Source organism: Pseudonocardia sp. TMWB2A (assembly GCF_017312135.1).
The window spans coordinates 133,884-154,392 of sequence record NZ_QKQY01000004.1 but is presented as its reverse complement, the minus strand read 5'-3'; the positions used below and the strand labels follow the sequence as shown (position 1 = coordinate 154,392).

Below are 20,509 nucleotides of genomic sequence, written 5' to 3'. Positions count from 1 at the left end.
GGGCTCGTGCCCCTCACGCGGGTCCCACCGAAGGCGCCGCGCTGAGGACCCCCCGGGCACGCAGGGATCGTTCGATCTCCCTCAGGTCGGCGTCGGTCATACGCGCCTCGCCGTCCTCCTGCGGGCCCTTGGCCGCCTCCGCGCCAGCCCGGGTCCGCGTGATGCCGCTCTTCATGTCCAGGATCTCGAACGTCGGCCGGACCCGGGGACCCTGGATGATCAGCGACACGGTCTGTGGCCGCGCGTACGTGGCGTGCACGAACGAGTGATGCAGTGTGTAGGTGTGCCCCGGAAGCTGGTCGTGGATGAGCCGTGGCGGCAATGAGTCCGGAACGCCGTCGCGCCACAGGTCATCGACCTGGCCGAACACGAAGTGGCGGTAGCTTCCGGCTAGAATCCGCGCGACGAAGCTCGCCCGGTGGTTGTGCGCCTCCTCGATCATCTGGTCGCCGAAGACATGCAGCCGCACCCGCACCCCCGACTCCGCGCCCTCGTACAACACGATCTTGCTGAACAAGTTGAACCGTTCGGCCCGGCCGCGGAGATGCCCGTCTGCGAGCATGCGGACGAACATCTCGGAGAGGACCGTTGGCTCCGCCAACGCCGCCAGCGCCTTGTCCCCGGCGTTGTGCGCATCCTCCAACGATTCCCAGTCCAGTCCTCTGAACACTGAATCAATGTCGTCAATCACGACGTTGCGCCCCCGAACGGTGTGGTGTGCCATACCGGGCGCGGCGCGCCCCCGGCCTTCTGTAATGCGTCGGTCAGTCGCTCCCGGAACGAGGACGGGTCCGCGGCGAAGAGCTCGCTCAGGTCTGAGACTGAGTCGTGAACCAGCCGATGCAGGGAGCCGGTGAATCCGACCGCACGTACGTGCTTCTCGAGCTCGCGTACATAGGTGGCCGTGCCGTCCGGGAACGTCACGTCGCTCTCCGTCTCCACCTGCACGTACAGGTCGTTTACGCCCTTGAGGTGCGCCGCCGTCACCGCTCCACGGTTGTCGTCGCCGGGGACGCCGACGGCAGGGAATCCGTGCGCCCACGCGACCCAGCAGTCCGACTCGCCCTCCACGAGGATCTGGTAGCGCAGCTCGGCCGCGGCCCGTAACGCTTCCGGATCGGAGTAGGCGGTGATGGCGCGACCGCCGTCGGGGTCCCACTGCGACCCCCCGGCTCCGCGGACACCCACACGGCGGCGCGAGCGCGCCGGCATCCCGTCCGGATGCTGGTACGGGAACAGCACACCCCACGGACGATCTTCGAGACCGAAGCCTCGTAGTGTCGCCTCCGGGAGCCCCTTGATCTCCGCGAGCATTCGCACCGTCACCGGTCGGCTCGGCTCCTGTCCAATCACGAACGAACCCCCCGATCCGCTTCGACGGGCTCCCCAGTCGGAAGCCACGCACCGTCGTCCAGGTCTTCCACCGCGGGTCGTGCGTCGAGATGCCGGTCACTGGCGTGGGCTGCGACGGCGACCCGATGCCAGCGGGGCCAGGGCACCCCCAGCCGGTCGACCAGCCCCAGCAGCGCGGGCCAGTCCCGGCTGCGGCCGGTGCGTACGGCCTGCGCAAGCGCTAACGTCTCGTCCCCGACGGCTGAACGTCCTCTGGCCTCGACGAGCCGGACCAGCTCGTCGAGCGCCTCGCTGACGTCGAACGTCGCGGACGTCGTGTCGTCCTCCAACTGCGCGAGCTGGGCAAACACGTCCGTGGGGTCGTTGGCCCCGGCGCGAGCCGCGGCCAGCAGTCGGAGCCGTTCTCTCCGGTCGAAGAAGACGCCCAGCTCACGCACTATGTCCGCCGGTTCATCGCTGACGTGGATGTAGGTGAGTACGGACTCCTGGCCGGGTCCAGCCAGCGCGCGAAGATGCTCCGGCCGACGGCGCTCGGGCGCGCTCGGTCCCTTAAGGCGGCTCACCATGACCGTCGCTGGTACGTCGGTGCCCGGCGGCCGACGGCGCAACAGGACGTACAACCCGATGGCGCCGAGCATCACCATGTCCATCACGTCGATCCGTTGCCGAGTTGCAATGTTGAGCTGATAGCGCCAGATCTCCCGAACGAGGTGCCGGGTGAACTCCAGCGGCCTTCCGGCGACCGGCACGTAGCCCATCTCGTCGAGCCGGGCGAGCAACCGCCCGCCCCCGCGGGTGGCGATGATGTCGGGCCGTAGCACCAGGGGTGAGAGCTCGTGGAGAACCGGAACGGCCGACTCGATGCTGCCGAACGCGTGGACGACGTCGTCGACCGCGTCTCGGTAGTACGGATCCAGCGAGAACGTCCGAATCTTGCTCGGCGATCGGGTCAGGCTCGCTGGTACCGGAGCTCGTCCTCCCGAGATGAGAGCGCTTTCATTCATGCACCCCTCCGACTTTTTCGTAGAGGGTGTTGTTGGTCCAGACTCGGGGTATTTGTCCCCATTCCATCGCGCTGTGGGCGTCGGGGAAGAATCCTCGGCCTTTGTGGTTGGCACTGGTATTGCAGAGTAATGGTATTCCGCTGATCTGGTAATAGGTGGTGAGAAGTTGATGGACGGTGGGCTCGTCAGTGTGGTGGATGGTCTGGAGTCGTGCGGTGTTGTCGACGTGGCAGATTGCTGGGATACGGTGGCGCCATTCCGGGCGGACGGTGTGGTCGAAGAGCATGTAGGGGTCGGGGGTGCCGGGGTCGAAGACGTCGGGGGCGTTTTCGTGGAGGCAGATGGGGGCGACAGGTCGGTAGGGCTCTCGTTCTTTGATGGTGTTGAGCGTGTCTTTCATGGTGGGGTCGGTGGCGGGGGCGAGGATGCTGCGGTGGCCGAGTGCGCGGGGGCCGAGTTCAGCGCTTCCGTGCAGGAAGACGACGGGTTGGCCGGTGTGGTGCAGGACGTGTGCGAGCTCGGTGATGGTGCAGGGACTTGCGGTCCAGCCGGGTGGGGTGGTTTCGGTGGTGGGGAGCGATGGTCCGGAGTAGACGCTCCAGTCGAGGTAGGGAGTGGTGGTGTGGGTGAGTAGCGCGCAGCAGGCGGCACCGATGGCGCTGCCTGCGTCGTTGGGAAAGGGGGGGACCCAGACGGTGTCGGCGATGCCGGAGTCGCGGATGGCGCGGTTCCATTTGATATTGAGTGCGCAGCCGCCGACGAGGCAGAGGTTCGGGGTTCGCCGGCCGTCCGCGTCGATCACCTTCACCAGCTGCTCAAGCAGCAGCTTTCCGACGTAGTACTGCACGGAGGCGACTACGTCGTCGGGGTTCGCCCCGTCAAAGGAGAGCGAGGACATCATCCGGTCGAGGATCGCGCGCCCGCGCCGCTCGTTGGCATCCATGTCGGCGACCGACCGTCGCCCGAAGACCTCGGCGGTGACCCGGTCGTAGGTGTCCTGCAACTTGGCCACCACGCTGTCGTCCACCGACCCGAGCCCTGCGTACGCCATGACCTTCCCGGGCACCGCCAATGCCTCCTGAGCCTCGACTGGCCCGTCGAACGGCGGATAGAAGGGAGGTACCAGCTGCGCGAGGCAGCGGTAGGCGTCGCCGAGGAGGTGGGCGATGGGACCGAGGCTGCGCGCCGACCCGTCGGGGGATACGTGGTACACGAACGGAAACATCCGCCCGTCCCAGCACAGGACATAGGCATCCTGCGCGAGTGCGGCGAACGGGCTGGTGCAGTACGCGCTTGCGACGTGCGTGGCGTAGTGGGCGTAGCTGGAGTATGGCCTGTCCAGCAGCCGAAACTCGTAGCGCTGAAACAGGTCGGAGCTGGTGATTCCCCGCCGGTACGGCGCGGACCCGACGAGGACTGCCTGTTCGTTCCAAAGCCGTCGCTTTGCGGTGTCGCGCCAGCCGTCGACCACCAGTTCGTCCACGGAGTCCAGGTCGTACCCGTACTCGGCGAGAAGGTCGGGGATCACCCCGAGATCGGGCATGCGACTGTGCCGCAAGCCGTTGCCGATCTTCTCGGTCTCCACGGACGCGACCAGTCTGCCGTCGTCGACGAGCGCGAGACCGCTGTCGTGCGTGATCTTGACTCCGCAGATAATCACTGTCGAGCCGCCTCCCCGGTGTTCTCACCGAGCATCGCAAGCACGTCCGCTCTCGCGACCGGGTCCAGCATGTCAACGTTCACGTGCAGGCGCCGGCAGCCCTCGACCAGCTTCACCATCGACTCGCGCATCGCTTGGTGGGCCGCGAGGTAGCGCTTGAGGTCGCCCTCGACGTGTGCGAGGAGATCGTCTTTGAGTCCGTACGTGCCAATTGCTAGCGCGAAGTTGTCCAGGAACAGGCAGAACGACTCGGTGTCGAGCTCGGTGACGTGGGACGGCCGATCTTCGTCGAAGTCTACGATGCAGACGTTGCGAACGGGCGCCTCGAGCTGCCAGCCGTTCTCGAACAGCTGGTTCGGGTCCGCGCGGTACTCGCCCTTCTCGAAGTGCTGCTGCAGCTGGCCCGCCGCGACCAGCGGTGCGAACCACGGATCGCTGCGTACTCGCATCGCCGAGGGAATGCCGTAGACCAAGCCGTCTCGGACGAGGACATGGGTGTTGGCGAGGAACCTTGCGCCCGACAGACACGCCTGGGTGAGGAAGACGGTCTTGCCTGCGCCCCCCTTCCCGAACAGCAGGGTCGCTCCGGCGTCCTGCACGAAGCCAGCCGCTTTGAGATGGACCATGCGGTGGTCGGCGGCGTAGACGGTTAGCAGGTGCTTGATGAAGTATGGCCATACCGTGCGCTCAAGGTTGCGACCGAACACGTAGTGCCGGTTGCCTCGGGTGACGAGGTGGGCGGGCGGCCCGAAATGGTGCGCCAGGTAGTAGCCGACCTGGAACCGTTCGGCGCGGTACGTCCGGTCGACGAGGGGGAGGAGCTCGGCGAGGTCGAGTGGATCGCGGTCGAGGTCGATGCAGATCAGCTCGTAGGCACACTCCGGACTGGCCTGATCTGAGACGAACTTCGCGAAGTACTTCCACCCGGAGAAATCCGACACGTTGCTGGAGATTCGCAGGCGGAAGCGGTTCAGGTCGACGACCACGCTCGACCGGATCGCGATCGACGAGAGGAAGTCCTCTCCGGTCGACCCGCTGGCGAGACTCTCGGTCTCCGGCTCGGCGGAGTGGTAACCGCTGACGCTCAACGCGCTTTCTCCCCTCTTCGAAATTACGTCGACCTCAGTATCCTGGAACCATTCGATCAATGGTCGTTTACTTCTCCGACTTTTTCGTAGAGGGTGTTGTTGGTCCAGACTCGGGGTATTTGTCCCCATTCCATCGCGCTGTGGGCGTCGGGGAAGAATCCTCGGCCTTTGTGGTTGGCACTGGTATTGCAGAGTAATGGTATTCCGCTGATCTGGTAATAGGTGGTGAGAAGTTGATGGACGGTGGGCTCGTCAGTGTGGTGGATGGTCTGGAGTCGTGCGGTGTTGTCGACGTGGCAGATTGCTGGGATACGGTGGCGCCATTCCGGGCGGACGGTGTGGTCGAAGAGCATGTAGGGGTCGGGGGTGCCGGGGTCGAAGACGTCGGGGGCGTTTTCGTGGAGGCAGATGGGGGCGACAGGTCGGTAGGGCTCTCGTTCTTTGATGGTGTTGAGCGTGTCTTTCATGGTGGGGTCGGTGGCGGGGGCGAGGATGCTGCGGTGGCCGAGTGCGCGGGGGCCGAGTTCAGCGCTTCCGTGCAGGAAGACGACGGGTTGGCCCGGTGTGGTGCAGGACGTGTGCGAGCTCGGTGATGGTGCAGGGACTTGCGGTCCAGCCGGGTGGGGTGGTTTCGGTGGTGGGGAGCGATGGTCCGGAGTAGACGCTCCAGTCGAGGTAGGGAGTGGTGGTGTGGGTGAGTAGCGCGCAGCAGGCGGCACCGATGGCGCTGCCTGCGTCGTTGGGAAAGGGGGGGACCCAGACGGTGTCGGCGATGCCGGAGTCGCGGATGGCGCGGTTCCATTTGATATTGAGTGCGCAGCCGCCGACGAGGCAGAGGTTCGGGGTTCGCCGGCCGTCCGCGTCGATCACCTTCACCAGGCCGTCGACGACGATGTCGGTTAGGAATCGGTGGATGCTCGCCAGCATGTCTTCCGCGGAGGCCCCTGGGGCGGACAGCCGATCGCGCATCCGCTCCAGGATCCTGCGGCCGGCGAGTTCGTGTGCGGCGTCGTCCGGGACGTCACCGGTGCCGAGGACGGTCGCGACCGCCTGCTGGTAGACGGTGTGCAGAGCCTGCACAGCTGTCTTGTCCGGGGTGCCGAGCGACACGTAGGCCATGATTTTGCCGGGCAAGGCCAGTGTGTGTGGCCAGGCAACGTCGTCGTCGAACGGCGGGTATCCCTGGGCGAGGGTGTGGTAGACGTCGCCGAGCATGTAGAACGGCGGGCCCACTGCTCGCAGGCGTCGAGCGTCGGGACTGTAGTGGTAGACGAACGGGAACATCGCCCCGTCCCAGCACAGGATGTACGCGTCGGCGCCCTCGCGTGCGAACTCGCTGGAGCAGTACGCGCTCGCTACGTGGCCTGCGTAGTGCGGGTAGCTCTCGTAGGTCAGATCCAGTGACGTAAACGTGTACGGCTTGAGCAGGTCCGTGTGCAGGATCCCGCGGCGGTAGGGCGCGAGAGGAAGCGAGATCTCCTGTCCGCCCCACATCTTGATCTTGTCGGTCTTGCGCCAGCCGTCGATGACTAAGTGGTCCAGGTCCGCCGGGTCGTATCCGTGGGACCGCAGGAGATCGAACACGACGCTAAGGTCCTCGATCCTGGCGTGCCGCTCTCGGTTGGCCAGCTTCTCCATCTCAGCGCTGAAGACGAGGTGCCCGTCTTCGACGAGCGCGACCCCGCCGTCGTGGGTCACCTTGATCCCGCAGATCAGCATCCGTCTGCCTCCGTCCTTCCGTGCGGCTAACGGACTGTCGTCGCCGCAGTGTCGAACGGGTTGGCGCCGCGGACGACGGTGATCTCCGGAACGCCACTCCCGGAGGACATGACGAGCGCATCCGAGTCGTGGTCGTAACGGTCGGTCTTTGTCATCCCTAGCCGGAAGCGGTACCCGTGGAGGGCTCCGGCCTCCGATACCCACACGATGAGGCGGCCGGAACCGTCGAACCATGCGGTGCCCGGCGTGGTGGGTGCGTCTTCCGCGTTCGAGCGGATGGTCAGCTGGTGTAGGCGACCCGCCAGTCCCGCGAGGAGATCGGCCTCGGCGTGTAGCGCCTCCAGGCCGGGCGACAGGTCGTTCCAGAGCAGATCCAACACCGTCTCATCGACCTGGTCGCCTCCGTCGATCCGGACGAAGAGATTTTCGAAGACGAAGTAGTAGCAATCGCGTTCAAGTTGGTCGACGCGGCACATGGCGAGGCTCGTCGCCTCGAAGAGCGGTTTCGGGAGCGGTGAAGTCGAGGAATCCTCGCGGATCTCCTTCATGAACGACTCCCGTGCGTTGAGAACGGCCAGTGCCGCCGGGGCCTCCTCGTAGCGGCGATGGAAGGCGCGAACTAGTTTCTCCACGGCGCCAACGCGCGGGTCATCGAACTCGTACTGCCAGCGGTCGCCGAGAGGTGCGGTGTCGGTGCGGCCCTGCGCGATCATCTTCCGGTACTGGGGGGTGCCCCAGTAGATGTTCATCTTGTTCTGTAGGTGCTGCACCTTGGCGTAGCCGGATCCCTTGATCCAGAAGTACTGACGTTTAAGCTCGTCGTAGGTCATCTCCGGGTCGAACATGATGTATCCGAAGTTGATCTGATGCGGTTTCAAGCCGATTCCGCGTAGTTCGGAAAGGGCGTTCTCGTTGTCCGCCGACGTTGTTCCCTTGTCCCATCTTTCCAGAACGCTGTCGACGCCGGACTCGACGCCGATGAACAGGCGATGCATGCCGACATCGACGAGACGTCCGACGAGATCCCGATCGATGGTGTCCGCACGCATCTCCGCATAGAATCGGATATCCAGGTCGCGCTCGGTGATAACGTCACAGAACTCGTGTACCCAGCGGATGCCACTCTTCGACGGCATGATGAAAAGGTCGTCCACGAATGAGAATCGACTGATTCCGTAGGTGTCGATTACGTGCTGCATCTCGTCGGCGATGCTCTGCGGTGACCGACGGGCCACGTTATGATCTCCGTAGATCTGGTGGATGGAGCAGAACGTGCAGGCCGCGTAGCAGCCCCGGGAGGCAACCAGGTATGCCGACGTGGCACCGGACGAGTCGGCGGCGATCATGTGCTGGAGATCGCGCCGCGCCGGAAACGCGAGCCCGTCGAGATCCCGGATCCGGGGGCGAGGCGGGGTGCGCAGTGTGGCGCCGTCCCGGCGGAGCGTCAGGCCGCGCATGTCGGTGAGTGGTTGGTGTTCCACCAGTCGAGCCGCCAGCTCGACGATCGCGTGCTCACCCTCGCCACGGACGATCGAGTCGACGTTCGGGTCAGCCTCGATGATGTGTGTGTCCGCCGCACTCGGGAACACTCCGCCCAACGTGATGTGCATGTCAGGGCGCTGGTGCTTCACAGCGGCCGCGATCTGTCGTGCTGCTCGGTAGGTCCGCTGCGACTTCGCCGAGATGCCGAGCAAGCCGATCTGGGGATCGGCAAGGATCCTCTCTGCTACCTGTTCCGGGCCGAGACTCAGCAGCTCCGCGTTGATGACGGTGACGTCGAACTCGTGGCGCTCCAGCGCTGCGGTCAGGTAGCCGAGCGCGAGACTCTCGCGGTACTTCAGTCGGTTCTTCTGCCAGGCCTCGACCAGATATGGATGAACCAGCGCGACCTTGAAGGTCCGGTCCGAGCATCGGTAGTCCGCGTACACATCGTGGACCACTGGCTCAATGTTTAGCCCCGTCATTACAGCCCCCGTCAGTGCCGGATGCATAGAGGATCCATTGCGCACTGGTGTAGCGACGTGCCCCTCGGATGTTCTAGCCGTCCACCTATGCGTTGCAACGTGGCGTCGACGGCCAAGCTTCTACTCGAGTTGACTACGTCCGTCCAGCTGGCGACCCGAAAACTGTTGCAGTCAACCTTCGGGGCTGTCAACTCTGCCCCGACATGGCAGAATTTCCGGAGTAATTCTGCCCCGGACATGGCAGATTTTTCTGGAGCGATAGCGCGTCTATCAAGGTAGTGTGGGATCGGACTGGCGACGCGCGCGGCGTCGTACAGGATGGCCATCGCGTGATCATTCTGGGCACCTCCCTTGGCCGCCAGAAGATCGATCAGGCGATGACAGCCTCCTCCTGAGCGGGTTTCACCGAGCCGACGAGCGGCCAGATCTTTTGTTGCCTTGTTCGACGTCCTGTGCTTCTCTCGAAGATGTGTGAGCAACAGTCACAGTGGAGCTTCTGGGAGACGGAGTTTGCGCTTTCTTGTGATCGGATCAGGGTTCGGTGAGCAGCACCTCTTGTGGCTCGATGAGTGTCCCGACCACGAGCCGGTCCTGCTCGGTTATCACCGGAATGCGGCGCGCGCACATGCGCTTGCCAGACGGTTCAGCATCGGAGTTGTAGACGATCTGTTGAGCGTGATCTCGTCCGGAGAAGTCGATGCGGTCGCCGTCGCCTCCCCGCCCGGCATGCACGAGGAGAGTGTGCTGGCCGCGCTCGACGCCGGGTTGGCTGTGGTGAGCGACAAACCGCTCACCACAGATGTGGCGTCCGCCGAGCGGCTCGTCGAGAGGGCGCGGTCGGCCGGAGCCGTGACCGCTGTGACGTTCCAATGGCGGGCGAATCCTGCACTGCGCGAACTCCGGTCGATCGTGTTGAGCGGCCACCTCGGGGACGTGCTGCATGTCGACCTCGAGGCACAACACGACTTCCTGGCCGGGCCAACGACGGCATGGCCTTGGCGACACCGGTGGGAGACCGCGTCCGCCGGGGCGCTCGCCGACCAAGGTGTTCACCTGTTCGACCAGCTGCAGTGGTTGGTGCCCGGCAACTGGTCAGTGACGGCCGGTGCCGCTGTGGTGGCGTTCGACCAGCGCTCGTCGATCGACGGCACAGTGGAGTGCCACACCGAGGACGTCGCCGAGGTGCTGCTGGCGTCGGACCACTCACAGGCACGGGTGTTCGTGTCCAGGGTGTCTGCCGGACACCGTGTCGTGCGGGTGCGCGTTCTCGGGACCCGCGGGCAGGCGACTGTGTCGGCCTCTCCGGACGACGGCAGCGCCGTGCTGGACACGATCCTGGACGGCGTTGCGAACGGCGGGACCCGGTTCGGCCCGAGCTCGATGAATCCCTACGCGGCACTGTTCGGGTTAGACGGCTCCAGTACGGCGGACTTCGCCGCCGGCCTGACCGCTCAGGTGCTGCTCGACGACGCCCTACGGCTCGGATGTGGCAAGCCGTTGCGCACCACCGGTCGTCGTACCGGCCGCGACCGGGAGCATTTGAAGACCTGAGGCGTACATGAGGACGGTCGGCCGGCGTTGGGAGATGGGTGAGGTGTCGCAGCCAGTTCGACTTGCCGTAGCCGGGGTGGGCAACAACATCTCCGCGCTATGTCAAGGCGTCGAGTACTACCGCAAGCTCGCACTCGCCGGTGTGCCCGAGCCGGACTTCCCCGGCATCAGGGTGCCCCGGATCGGCGACATCGGCGTCTGCGATGTCGAGATCGTCGCTGGATTCGACGTGCACCGGGACAAGGTCGGGGCGAAGCTCGCCGAGGCATTGATGGCCCCACCGAACAACTATCCGCAGCTTGACGTCGACATGCCAACCACGGACGTGATCGTCGACGACGGACTGCGCGAGGACGACGACCCGGCCGGCCCGGCCTTCCGCCACCTGGTGTCGCGGTTGGAGGACAGCCGCGCCGAGGTACTTCTCTACTCGCTGCCTACCGGTCTGCAGTGGGCGGCTACGGCGTACGCCCGCGCGGCGCTGAAAGCAGGCGTCGCGTTCGTCAACTGCACGCCCGAGATCGTCGGCCGGGACGAGGCGCTGCTCGCGGAGTACGAGCGTGCGGGCGTGCCGCTGATCGGCGACGATCTCGCGAGCCACCTCGGGTCGTCGGTAGTCCATCGTTCGCTGCTGGCCCTGCTGGCCGAGCGTGGGCTTACCCTGTGCAGCAGCTACCAGCTCAACTTCGGTGGCAACGAAGACTTCCGCAATCTCCGTGAGGTCGGAGAGAGCAAGCGCACGTCGAAGCTGAACGCGTTGAGTCAAGCGGGCGTCGACACGTCAAAGGTCGAGGTCATCCCGTCCGCGGGGTTCGTCGGCCATCTTGCGGACAATAAGGTCGCGATCCTCAATATCGAGGGTCAGGGCTGGGCGGGCACGTCCGTCTCCCTGGATGTCAAGCTGAAGGTGCAAGACTCCAGCAACGCAGCAGGTGTGATCATCGACCTGATCCGGGTGGCGTGCGCGGCCCGCCGTGCAGGCATGAGCGGATTCACACCGGCGGCGGTATCGAGCCTCAAGTCGCCCAGCGGTGGCCACGGGAGCTGGACGGCCGCGGACGTGCACGGCAGCTGGAGTCGGCTCGACGGGGGAACGACGGTTCCGTGAGCACACGGACGCCATTTCGCGTCACCGTGCTGGTCTACCCCGGCATCGACGAGCTGGACCTGTTCGGTGTGCATTCCGTGCTGGCCAAGGCGACCCCGCGGCTGGAGGTGCGGATCGCGAGCCAGCTCGCCGAGGTTCGGAGCTCCGGCGGTGTCACGTTCACCGTGCCGCACAGGCTGGATGAGGTACGTCGTGCCCACGCCTTGGTCGTTCCCGGTGGACGGGGTGCTCGGGACGCCTCGGCGGACGGCGAGCTGGTGGAAGCGGTTCGTGACGCCGCCCGCGGTGCCGCGCTCCTGTACGCCGTGTGTACGGGGGTTCTCGTCATCGCCGCCGCCGGACTCGCGCGCGGCCGGCGGGTGGCGATACACCGGGGAAAGACCGATCTCCTGCACGGGTATGAGGTCGGCGCGGTCGCCGCTGGACTGATTCGCGACGGCCCGCTGCGCACCGTCGGGGGCATCCGACGGGAGTCGGTGAAGGCTGTCGACCTGGCGTTCAGCGTGCTTCAGGACTTCGTCCCGGACCTAGTCGAGCCAATCGCCGACCGGATCGAGACGGATCCGGGTGACGGAAGGGGAGATCCCCGCCGATGAGCGGTACTGGTGATCGTTTTCGTGGGAGGGCGGCATGAGGCGACAGTTGATCCCGGAGGGTCATTCCCGTCCGGTCGGGAGGTATTCACCCGGCCTTGCGGTCTCGGGCTCGGGAACCCTGATCTTCGTGACCGGTCAGGTCGCCGTCGACGGCGACGGCAAGCTGCTTCATCCCGGCGATGCCGGGCGACAGGCCAGCGTCGTGTTCGAGAACCTGGCGACCGTGCTGGCGGCGGGCGGTGGCTCGCTGTGCGACCTCGTCAGCATCGTGATCTACGCCGTCGACGTGAAGCGGGACTTCCGCGCCATCTCCTCTGTCCGTGACCGGGTGCTCTCCGAGCCCGCCCCGGCCAGCACGCTGGTCGAGGTCGCTGGTCTCGTCGAGGACGGCGTCCTGCTGGAGATCAGCGGTGTGGCCGTCGTCGGAGACCGGTAGTGGCTGTGCACGCTGCGCCCCGGTTGCTCTCGGCCCCGGAAGCGGACCAGATGCGACTCACTGCGGCCCGTGCTCGAGTACTGGTCGTCGGATCGCTGAACATCGACCTGGTCCTGCGTGCCGCCGCAGAACCGCTCGACGAGGGCGCGGTGGCGGTGGAGTCGGCGCAGACCCTCGTCGGCGGGCATGCGGGCAACTGTGCCTCCGCCCTGGCCGCTCTGGGAGTCTCGGTCGACGTGGCCGGTGCCGTCGGTCAGGACTCGGACGGCGATCTGCTCGTGCGCGATCTGAGCGACCGCGGGATAGACGTCTCACGCGTGAGCCGTCACCCGGACCTACCGACCGGCCGGGTGGTGATCCCGGTGTTCGACGATAAGCACTACATGCTGCTCGCCCGGGGAGCGAACGAGGCTTTCGGTGCTCACGAGCTGCTGAAGGCCCTGGACGGCGGCCACGACGCGGTGATGGTGTTCGATCCAGGACTCGAGGCGCTGCAGGCTCTGCGTCGAACCGATGCGCTGCTGTGCTGGAGCCCCGGTGGCTTATACGCGTCGAGCAGAGTCGCCGAACATGTCGTTCCGCAAGCGGACGTCATCTTCGTCAATCGCTCCGAGTACAAGGATCTCGGTGTGGCCGTGCCCGGTGAGCTGGTGGTCACCCTCGGCGCGCGTGGCTCACTGGTTCGTCATCGTGGCTCCGAACTCGCCGTGCCAGCTCGCCGAGCTGCAGTTGTTGACCCGGTCGGCGCCGGCGACGCGTTTGCGGCGGCGTATGTGCTGGCTCGGTTAGCCGGTCTGACCGCTGCGGCGCGCCTGGCAGTTGGAAACGCAGGGGGGGCGGCGGCAGTCGAAGGGAGTGGCGCCCGGACCGCCCTCGCCACACTCGTCGAGCTACTAGGCGAGTCGGCGACGAACTGACGCCCAGCCGATGGTGTGCTTGCCGTCACTGCTGAGCGAGCCGCTACCCGCGCCATCGGCGGCCGCGTCCTCGAGGCCACACCAAGATGGTCTCGCCCGATCGTGAGGTCGACGGACTAGCACCCTCTCGATGGGGGCAGTGTTCTCCTCCTTGCTGAGGTGTCCGTGTCCGTCGCCCGGCTCGGGTGGTTATCCGCTGAACTGGGCGGGCTGCGGCTTCGTCGCCGGCGTGACCTTGTCCGGCGCTGCCGGCGCCGGTGCGGTGGTCGAGGTAGCGGTACCGTTGTCGTGGTAGGCAGCGAGGACCTCGGCGGGGATACGACCCCGTGCAGAGACGTCGTATCCGTTGTCCCGCGCCCAGGTTCGGATCGCCTGGTTGTGGCGCCGCGCCTGGGCCGACCCACTGGCCGCGGGCGGATTGGTGCGGGGCACGCGCCGGCCCCCGGTCGCGGTCCGCGCGACGGATACGAACGGGGCGAGCTTGTCGCGGAACGTCGCGGCGTTGACCTCGCTGAGGTCGATCTCGAACAGCTTCCCGTCCAGGGCGAAAGAGACGGTTTCATCAGCGCTTTCGCCGTCGAGGTCGTCGATCAACTGCACCGTCTCGATACGCGCCATCGTGTCACCCTCTGTTGCATGAATGGTTGGCGCTGAGGCTAGTTGACGGTCCGCGCAGGGCCCGTCTTCCCCAGGCAGTTGAGGTCGCTGGTCAATGTCGTGGTGATGGCGCGGGCGGTCGCGCTGCCGGGGTGGTAGGCCAGGTAGGTGGCCAGGACCCGTAGTGCGGTCAGCGCGTCGTTCTCCCGCTCGACTCACTCGCTTCGGGGAGCAGCTCGTGCCTGCTGAAATGCTGACCGCAGCCGCCTCGACAATGCGGTTCCTGCCACGATGACGGGGTCTGGCATCACGATCCTTCCGCACAGCAGAGAGGCACCTGATCCAGTGTGCGACAGGGCACCGACAGTTCTGTGCACCACGGGCCCAGAGCGGCTCGCAAACCTCCAGCCGGGCTCACGAACTCCGAACAGCAGAGCGGTCGAAGCAGAAGTAGTGCTCAGCTGTCACTGGAAGCTGGCCGTGAACGGGGTAGCCGGGGAAGCGGCCGGATGAGGCGGGCGAGCATGGTGTGCAGGGCGGTGGTGTCACCGGCCAGCGAGAGCGCGGAGGCTCGGTTGTTCTCGGCGGGGTCCATCGTGGTCCAGCGCAGCTCGTAGCCGGCGTCGGCGGTGAGCTGGGCCAGGAACGCGCGCTGGGTGCGCCCGTTGCCCTCCCGGAATGGGTGCAGGGCGTTGATGTCGCCCAGCAGGTCGGCCAGGCCGGTGACGAAGCCGTCGAGGTCACGCCCGCGCAGGACCTGCTCGGAGTGGAGGCGGTCGAAGATATCGGCGGCGAAGGATTCGAGGTGTTGAGGCAGGCAGAACAGCTGTCCCTTGCCGATGGACACGGTGCGCAGCTGCCCGGCCCAGTCGTAGAGGTCGCTGAAGATGTGGTGGTGGAAGTCCTGCAGGTGGTCCAGGTCGTAGCGCCCGGGTAGCGGCTGCTGGCGCAGCTCGATGAGGCGCAGGGCGGTGAGCTCGGCCTCGGCCTGGGCGAGTTCGGCCGGATCGGTGATGCCCAGCCGGTTCCGAAGGACGCCGGTGGCGAGGTCGAGGTAGGGGTCCGGGCCGGTCAACGGCGGTAACGGGCCAGGACACGCTCACGAGCCTCGTCGGTGCTGACCGAGCCGGCGGCGACATCGTCGAGCAGAGCCAGGCCCTCTGCGCTCGGCTCCAGGCCCTCGGCGCGGACCGAGGCGAGGGCCTCATCGACATCAGCACGCCGCTGCGCGGCCCCGACCAGCTGCTCGTGCCGGGCTACTGACATCACCACCGCTTCGGGCTTGCGGTGCGCGCCCACGAACACCGGCTCCGCCTCCGGGTCCTGGACCCGCTTCAACGCCGCTGCCAAAGCCGTACGGAACTCACGAAACGACAGCACCTCAGGCACCCACACACCTCCCAGTGTACCCGAACGCGTACACATTCGAGTACACGTTGGCCGTGTGTGCGTCTCCGCGGACGCGACGTGGTGCGTCGACGACCGGTAGTAACGATCGACAACCTCCACGCGAGGAGCAAGGAGACAATCGCGACACGCGCCGAGGCTGCCTTGTATTCCCGCACCGCGCAGCGGTCCTTCTGGCCTGCGTGCGATCGGCCGGACTGGAGCAGTAGATGTGGGCGGACAACGAGACTGAGGTCGATCTTCTCGGCTTCGGGTTCCTCGTGGACACGCTAGTTGTGGCGCTTACCGAGCGACGTCTACTGCCGCTCACCGTTGGGCTGCTGGGTGACTGGGGGTCAGGAAAAAGCAGCCTCATGAAGATCGCTAGAAAGGAGCTGGAGGGATTCGCAGAGGGTGGTGAAACCCCATCGCGATACCTGTGCGTCGACTTCAGCCCGTGGCAGTACGAGGACTACGACGACGTCAAGGTTGCGCTCATGACGACGGTTCTCGACGCCGTTAGCGAGCGGGTACCTGCCGAACAGCAGGAGCAGGTGTCCAGGCTGCGTGGGCTTGCACGTGGTCTTGGGCGCTTGGGGCGGCGCGGCGGCAGGGCTGTGCTGAGCACAGCGGGTGCCGCTACGCCGCTCGCGTTGCAGGCTATCGACCCGACTCTTGACCCAAGTGCCGTCGAGGTAGGGACCGCCCTCGTCCAGGCAGGTGCTTCCGAGGCCGCCAAGGCGCTTCGCGATCCAACGACGCCCTCGACGCCGGAGGGACCCGCAGGTGCGGAGCCGATCGTCGACGCCGGCGCCTTCAGGGACGAGTTCACACGTTTGGTCAGCGGGCTCGACGACGTCGATGCAGTGGTGGTGTTCATCGACGATCTCGACCGTTGTCTCCCGCCGACCGTCGTCGATACCTTCGAAGCCATACGGCTTTTCCTCAACACTCCGAAGACAGCCTACGTGCTTGCTCTGAACCAAGCGGTCGTTGAGTCGGCGATCGACTCCCGGTATCCCCAGCTGCGGCGTGCGAACGGTACAGGAATTGGAGCCGACTACCTGGAGAAGATGCTCCAGCTCAGAGTGGTTGTTCCTACCTTGTCCGCACCTGAGGCGGACACCTACGCCAACCTTCTGCTCGCCGAACTCCATCTCGGCGCCGACGAGTTCGCTGCCGTGCTCGCCAAGACCCAAGCTCGACGGGCAGCGGGGAACTTGCACGTCGCATTCAATCTAGGCTTCGCCCGTGATGACATCGCGGCAGTCCCTGGGGTGCTTGTCCGCGATCTCGACTGGGCGGCGAGCATCTCCGAGATCCTCGGAAGCGGTTTGCGCGGCAACCCACGTCAGCTCAAGCGCTTTCTGAACAACCTGCTTCTCCGCCACCGCAGCGCGGAGCGTCGCGGCATCGAGCTCGATCTCCCGGTACTCGCTAAGCTGATGGCTCTCGAAGAGCAGCACCTCGCCGATTTCCAGCGTCTCTTCGACTGGCAGCTGACGAACCCGGGACCGATCAGCCAGCTCGCGATGGCGGAGAGCCACGCTCGTAGGCTCCCTGCACCGCCCCCGGAAGGTGACGGCGTCGACGCCGAAACTCCCGAGGAACCTCCTAAGCCGAAGCCCGTGGGAAAGCGCGATCGTGGCACCCGACCGGCTGCAGTGCCCGAGGATGTCACGTCCTGGCTTGAGAAGCCACACATCAGAACCTGGCTGGGACTCGAACCACCGTTGGGAAGTGTGGACCTCGCGCCGTACTTCACGTACTCGCGTGGACGACTCGCCTTTGGGGTCGCACTTACTCGACTGCCACCGCATCTCCAGGACCTGGTGTCCCGCATACAGTCGGAGTCGGGTGCGGTGCGTCGCCTCGCCCGTACCCAGATCGTGGAACTTCAGCCCGATGAACGGGGTCTCGTCGTCGAGGCCGTGCTCGAAGCCGTAGCGCGCCGCCCGGGCAGCAGTGCCTTCGGTGCCGCGGTCGAGATCGCAGATCAGGCGCCGGACTCGTTGAAGACAATCTGTGATGCGCTCACAGGACTGCCTCCCGACGCGATCCCGCCACTCGAGGCGGGAAAGGCCGTCAGACGGCTTCCCGCCGATGAGGCGGTCGTGGCAGCGCTGTTCGACCGATGGGAGCAGAGCGGTATCCCGCGACTCGCAAGCGTCGTGGGTGCTGCTCGCAAGGCACAGCAGGCCGGCGGCAGGGGCTAGTGGGGACCTCCGCGGACCGGACGTCCGGTAGCGGCGGGGCGTGGACCCCGCTCAAGCACGCCACCGCATCCTATGTCAGAGGACTCAGAAGCGGATCCCCCGGTGACGAGGTGCGCGCCCGACGCGTCCTCAGACGCCATGTCCCCGTCCTGGGCGGAGCAACCGGTGCGGCGTCGAGCGCACGGTCAGGACGACGAGGCGTCCAGCGGCTGGGAGCCCTTCTTGCCAGTATCGGTGAGGCCGGGCTGGGTGAGGCGCTCCGATCGTTAGGTCTGGCAGAGCTCGTCGGGCGGGACCGATTTGACGTGCTCGACGAGCTCATCACCTTCATCGCGGGCGACGGTGATGACCTTGACTCCCAGGCGGCCCGTGATGCGGCTTGCGATGTCCTCGACGAGGTGTTCGGCCCGGCGGATTCATGGGCAGATCTCAACGCCGTCACCGTCTCGCGAGACGCATTGCCACAGCTCCTCGAGACATTCCTCGCGCAGTATGTGTACAACCGGGTCCCTGTAGTGGCGGAGCGACTCAGCCAGATTGCGGATCCGCAGGCTTTGCGCCGGGCCGATGATGAGATGCGCGAGACTATTCAGCTCATGGTTTCACTCCGGATTCCGGACGACCCGTTCAGCGTTGACTGGTCGGGGCCGGAAGGCTGCACGATCGCGGAGGACTCGATTGCCTTGACCTACGAGGCCCTAGCCGGGATGGAGGATGATATCTCGTGACCGAGTACCTTGTGCGCACCAAGCTCAGCTCTACCACCGGTGAGCCCGACCACGTTCGGCTGCTCGATTGGGCGCCCGGCAGCCGAACGGCGACGATCCAGACCGGCGACACCGGAGCCGCGTTCCTCGACGGCTGGAAGACGACTCAAGCCGCCGAGGAGCTGATGCTCCTCGGCGCAGTCGTGTACTGCACCGACAAGGTGACACGCCGGCGCGACGCGGCCGACGGCTGGACGCGACAGATCGCGCTCCGGTTCCCTGCCGAGAGCGTCAAACAGTGGCCCAGTGAGGCGTTCGAGTCGGCTCTGAGTTTCCTCACTGGCGATCACTGGACCATTCAGCCCTACGCAGCCACGCATCGACCGCTCGCCGTCACCGAAGACGTGGAGGAGATGAGCGGCCCGCCGCTGGGGTTGGGTGTTGACGCCGTATGTCTCTTCTCAGGCGGGTTGGACTCGCTCTGCGGTGCAATCGACCTCCTGGAGGAGGCCCCCGATCGTCGGCTCTGCCTACTGTCTCACCACGAAGGTGGCCAGGCCTCCACCGCTCAACAGATCCTCCTCGACGCCCTCACCGCTCACTACGGCCAGGAGAGGTTCATCTCCCGGAGGTTCTTCCTCCGGCCCGCTCCGGTGAACAAACACCAAGCCCGGCCACTACCCCGAGCACGCGAGAACACGACTCGCTCGCGCTCGTTCCTTTTCCTCTCCGTCGCAACAGCCCTAGCGGCCGCCGACGGACCCGCGACCCCGGTGATCGTCCCGGAAAACGGCTTCATCGGTGTGAACGTCCCCCTGACCCGAGCACGCGTAGGAAGCGCGAGCACACGCACCACACATCCGCACTTCTTCGAGCGGTACGAGACAGCGACTGCGGCGCTGGGCGTCGCCAACCCACTGAACAACCCCTACCGCCTCCAGACGAAGGGCGAGATGCTCGCCAGATCCCGCAACCCCACCCTGCTCCGTGCTCTCGCACCGCTCAGCGTCTCCTGCTCGCACCCCGAGACCGCCCGATACGTCGGGCGCCGGCAAGGCAACTGCGGGTACTGCTTCCCCTGCCTCATCCGGCGGGCGTCGCTCGCGCACGTGGGGTGGGATAACACCGAGTACGCCTACGACGTGTTTTCCGATGCAGACCGAGAACTCCTTCTCGGTGGCCGGAGCCGCCGCGGAGCAGACCTCCGTGCCGTGCTGATGGCTGCATCCGCCGATGCTCCGGATCGGGACGTCCTACGCAACGGCCCTCTCCCCCCCGGGGAACGAGCTGCCTTCACCGCCGTCTGGCGGCGAGGGCTGGCCGAGCTGCGCAGCTGGCTCCAATCCGGGAACGACAAGTTCGGCCGAGTGATCGGCAGCGCGCGATGAGCACGGCCCTGACGGACACCCACTGCCATCTCGCCGCGTACCCGAACCCTGTGCAGATCCTCGACGATGCACAGGCCGTTGACGTGCGGGTCGTCGCCGTCTCCGAGGATCCCGGCGAGTATCGCTCGCTACGTACGCGCCTCGGCAGGCGCGACGGCGTCTCGGTCGCCCTCGGCCTCCACCCTCTGCGAGCCGGCTCGTCGGGTCCGCACGACCTTGCCCGCTTTCTCCGTCTCCTGCCCGGCGCAGACTGGGTGGGAGAGATCGGCCTCGACTTCTCTCGAGCGGGCCTGCCCACACGACGCCGTCAGCTCCAGGTCTTCGAGGGCATCCTCGCAGATGCGCAGCTGCGTACCCGGCCTGTCACCGTTCACAGCCGAGGCGCGGAGAAGGAGACCATCGGGCGGCTCACCGGAGCAGGGGTTCGCGCGATCCTGCATTGGTTCACAGGACCACTTTCCATGGCGGAGGACGCGCTCGCCGCAGGGATGTACTTCTCGGTCAATCCGGCCATGCTCCGATCGAGATCCGGCACAGCCCTTCTCCGCCTGCTCCCGTTGAGCCGCACCTTACTTGAGACCGACGGACCCTACAGCCGAGCTGGGAACCGATCCGCCACACCCGCCGACCTGCCCGCCGTGATCCAGACCCTTGCCAAAGGCTGGGAAATGACCACCGCAGAAGCCAGAGCAGTCGTCGTGGGTAACCTCCGGACTGTCGCGGGGCATGAGCTTCCGTAAGTATCACGGCGTGTCCGACTGCGATTCCTATCAAGCAGATCGCTCCCAGGCTCGGGATCGCGCTGACGACCAGCACCGA

General features: G+C 66.0%; 20 protein-coding genes. 9 read left to right on the top strand and 11 right to left on the bottom strand.

From position 1 onward, the window contains the following. Nucleotides 1-13: 13 nt before the first annotated feature. The 8 genes from DMP17_RS45890 to DMP17_RS45855 all read right to left on the bottom strand — a co-directional run bounded on the left by DMP17_RS45890 (nucleotide 14) and on the right by DMP17_RS45855 (nucleotide 8,764). Complete coding sequence (locus DMP17_RS45890; RefSeq protein WP_337832964.1) at nucleotides 14-691, bottom strand: hypothetical protein; 678 nt, start codon at nucleotides 689-691, stop codon at nucleotides 14-16. Then, nucleotides 688-1,326, bottom strand: a complete 639-nt coding sequence (locus DMP17_RS45885; RefSeq protein WP_337832963.1) for a hypothetical protein — start codon at nucleotides 1,324-1,326, stop codon at nucleotides 688-690. Before DMP17_RS45885 ends, DMP17_RS45890 begins: the two co-directional genes overlap by 4 nt. Before the next feature lie 23 nt (nucleotides 1,327-1,349). Next, on the bottom strand, nucleotides 1,350-2,357 hold the full coding sequence (locus DMP17_RS45880; protein ID WP_337832962.1) for a nucleoside-diphosphate kinase: 1,008 nt from the start codon (nucleotides 2,355-2,357) through the stop codon (nucleotides 1,350-1,352). Further along, nucleotides 2,350-4,017 (bottom strand): carbamoyltransferase N-terminal domain-containing protein, encoded by a 1,668-nt coding sequence (locus tag DMP17_RS45875; RefSeq protein WP_337832961.1) that lies wholly within the window; start codon nucleotides 4,015-4,017, stop codon nucleotides 2,350-2,352. Before DMP17_RS45875 ends, DMP17_RS45880 begins: the two co-directional genes overlap by 8 nt. Then, a complete protein-coding gene (locus tag DMP17_RS45870) occupies nucleotides 4,014-5,021 on the bottom strand; it encodes a FomB family phosphonate monophosphate kinase (RefSeq protein WP_443218007.1) in 1,008 nt (335 codons plus the stop codon). The genes DMP17_RS45875 and DMP17_RS45870 overlap by 4 nt, the downstream gene beginning before the upstream one ends. 140 nt (nucleotides 5,022-5,161) lie before the next feature. Beyond that, a complete protein-coding gene (locus tag DMP17_RS45865; RefSeq protein ID WP_337833025.1) occupies nucleotides 5,162-5,647 on the bottom strand; it encodes a carbamoyltransferase C-terminal domain-containing protein in 486 nt (161 codons plus the stop codon). Beyond that, on the bottom strand, nucleotides 5,631-6,824 hold the full coding sequence (locus DMP17_RS45860) for a carbamoyltransferase N-terminal domain-containing protein (RefSeq protein ID WP_337832959.1): 1,194 nt from the start codon (nucleotides 6,822-6,824) through the stop codon (nucleotides 5,631-5,633). The genes DMP17_RS45865 and DMP17_RS45860 overlap by 17 nt, the downstream gene beginning before the upstream one ends. A gap of 26 nt (nucleotides 6,825-6,850) precedes the next feature. Continuing rightward, nucleotides 6,851-8,764, bottom strand: coding sequence for a B12-binding domain-containing radical SAM protein (locus DMP17_RS45855; protein WP_337832958.1), 1,914 nt, complete (start codon nucleotides 8,762-8,764; stop codon nucleotides 6,851-6,853). 534 nt (nucleotides 8,765-9,298) lie between these two features. Here DMP17_RS45855 and DMP17_RS45850 point away from each other — a divergent pair. The 5 genes from DMP17_RS45850 (at nucleotide 9,299) to DMP17_RS45830 (ending at nucleotide 13,396) form a co-directional block, all read left to right on the top strand. After that, the gene (locus tag DMP17_RS45850) at nucleotides 9,299-10,339 is read left to right on the top strand and encodes a Gfo/Idh/MocA family protein (protein ID WP_337832957.1); all 1,041 of its coding nucleotides are present in this window, start codon (nucleotides 9,299-9,301) and stop codon (nucleotides 10,337-10,339) included. Between the two features lie 76 nt (nucleotides 10,340-10,415). Continuing rightward, nucleotides 10,416-11,447: a hypothetical protein gene (locus tag DMP17_RS45845; protein ID WP_337832956.1), complete on the top strand. Its 1,032-nt coding sequence runs from the start codon at nucleotides 10,416-10,418 to the stop codon at nucleotides 11,445-11,447. Beyond that, on the top strand, nucleotides 11,444-12,043 hold the full coding sequence (locus tag DMP17_RS45840) for a DJ-1/PfpI family protein (RefSeq protein WP_337832955.1): 600 nt from the start codon (nucleotides 11,444-11,446) through the stop codon (nucleotides 12,041-12,043). Before DMP17_RS45845 ends, DMP17_RS45840 begins: the two co-directional genes overlap by 4 nt. 34 nt (nucleotides 12,044-12,077) lie before the next feature. Then, the gene (locus DMP17_RS45835; RefSeq protein ID WP_337832954.1) at nucleotides 12,078-12,479 is read left to right on the top strand and encodes a RidA family protein; all 402 of its coding nucleotides are present in this window, start codon (nucleotides 12,078-12,080) and stop codon (nucleotides 12,477-12,479) included. Between the two features lie 50 nt (nucleotides 12,480-12,529). Beyond that, on the top strand, nucleotides 12,530-13,396 hold the full coding sequence (locus tag DMP17_RS45830; RefSeq protein ID WP_337832953.1) for a PfkB family carbohydrate kinase: 867 nt from the start codon (nucleotides 12,530-12,532) through the stop codon (nucleotides 13,394-13,396). 189 nt (nucleotides 13,397-13,585) lie between these two features. Here DMP17_RS45830 and DMP17_RS45825 read toward each other — a convergent pair whose 3' ends face one another. The 3 genes from DMP17_RS45825 to DMP17_RS45815 all read right to left on the bottom strand — a co-directional run bounded on the left by DMP17_RS45825 (nucleotide 13,586) and on the right by DMP17_RS45815 (nucleotide 15,382). Next, nucleotides 13,586-14,014, bottom strand: a complete 429-nt coding sequence (locus DMP17_RS45825) for a histone-like nucleoid-structuring protein Lsr2 (protein WP_337832952.1) — start codon at nucleotides 14,012-14,014, stop codon at nucleotides 13,586-13,588. Nucleotides 14,015-14,450: 436 nt separating this feature from the next. Beyond that, entirely contained in the window at nucleotides 14,451-15,068 is a 618-nt protein-coding gene (locus DMP17_RS45820; RefSeq protein WP_337832951.1) for a Fic/DOC family protein, read from the bottom strand. Next, nucleotides 15,065-15,382, bottom strand: a complete 318-nt coding sequence (locus DMP17_RS45815) for an antitoxin VbhA family protein (protein ID WP_337832950.1) — start codon at nucleotides 15,380-15,382, stop codon at nucleotides 15,065-15,067. The genes DMP17_RS45820 and DMP17_RS45815 overlap by 4 nt, the downstream gene beginning before the upstream one ends. Nucleotides 15,383-15,609: 227 nt before the next feature. Here DMP17_RS45815 and DMP17_RS45810 point away from each other — a divergent pair, with 227 nt between their 5' ends. From DMP17_RS45810 to DMP17_RS45795, 4 genes are all read left to right on the top strand, one after another. Continuing rightward, complete coding sequence (locus tag DMP17_RS45810; RefSeq protein WP_337832949.1) at nucleotides 15,610-17,595, top strand: KAP family P-loop NTPase fold protein; 1,986 nt, start codon at nucleotides 15,610-15,612, stop codon at nucleotides 17,593-17,595. Between the two features lie 305 nt (nucleotides 17,596-17,900). Further along, entirely contained in the window at nucleotides 17,901-18,323 is a 423-nt protein-coding gene (locus DMP17_RS45805) for a hypothetical protein (RefSeq protein WP_337832948.1), read from the top strand. Further along, entirely contained in the window at nucleotides 18,320-19,690 is a 1,371-nt protein-coding gene (gene qatC / locus DMP17_RS45800) for a Qat anti-phage system QueC-like protein QatC (protein WP_337832947.1), read from the top strand. Before DMP17_RS45805 ends, qatC begins: the two co-directional genes overlap by 4 nt. Continuing rightward, complete coding sequence (locus DMP17_RS45795) at nucleotides 19,687-20,430, top strand: TatD family hydrolase (RefSeq protein WP_337832946.1); 744 nt, start codon at nucleotides 19,687-19,689, stop codon at nucleotides 20,428-20,430. Before qatC ends, DMP17_RS45795 begins: the two co-directional genes overlap by 4 nt. Nucleotides 20,431-20,509: the final 79 nt, after the last annotated feature.

What these genes read in the sequence shown, in the direction of transcription:
- DMP17_RS45880 (WP_337832962.1), bottom strand. Translation starts at nt 2,357, where the DNA reads ATGAATGAAAGCGCTCTCATCTCGGGAGGACGAGCTCCGGTACCAGCG.
- DMP17_RS45860 (WP_337832959.1), bottom strand. Translation starts at nt 6,824, where the DNA reads ATGCTGATCTGCGGGATCAAGGTGACCCACGACGGCGGGGTCGCGCTC.
- DMP17_RS45835 (WP_337832954.1), top strand. Translation starts at nt 12,078, where the DNA reads ATGAGGCGACAGTTGATCCCGGAGGGTCATTCCCGTCCGGTCGGGAGG.
- DMP17_RS45830 (WP_337832953.1), top strand. Translation starts at nt 12,530, where the DNA reads ATGCGACTCACTGCGGCCCGTGCTCGAGTACTGGTCGTCGGATCGCTG.
- DMP17_RS45825 (WP_337832952.1), bottom strand. Translation starts at nt 14,014, where the DNA reads ATGGCGCGTATCGAGACGGTGCAGTTGATCGACGACCTCGACGGCGAA.
- DMP17_RS45810 (WP_337832949.1), top strand. Translation starts at nt 15,610, where the DNA reads ATGTGGGCGGACAACGAGACTGAGGTCGATCTTCTCGGCTTCGGGTTC.
- DMP17_RS45795 (WP_337832946.1), top strand. Translation starts at nt 19,687, where the DNA reads ATGAGCACGGCCCTGACGGACACCCACTGCCATCTCGCCGCGTACCCG.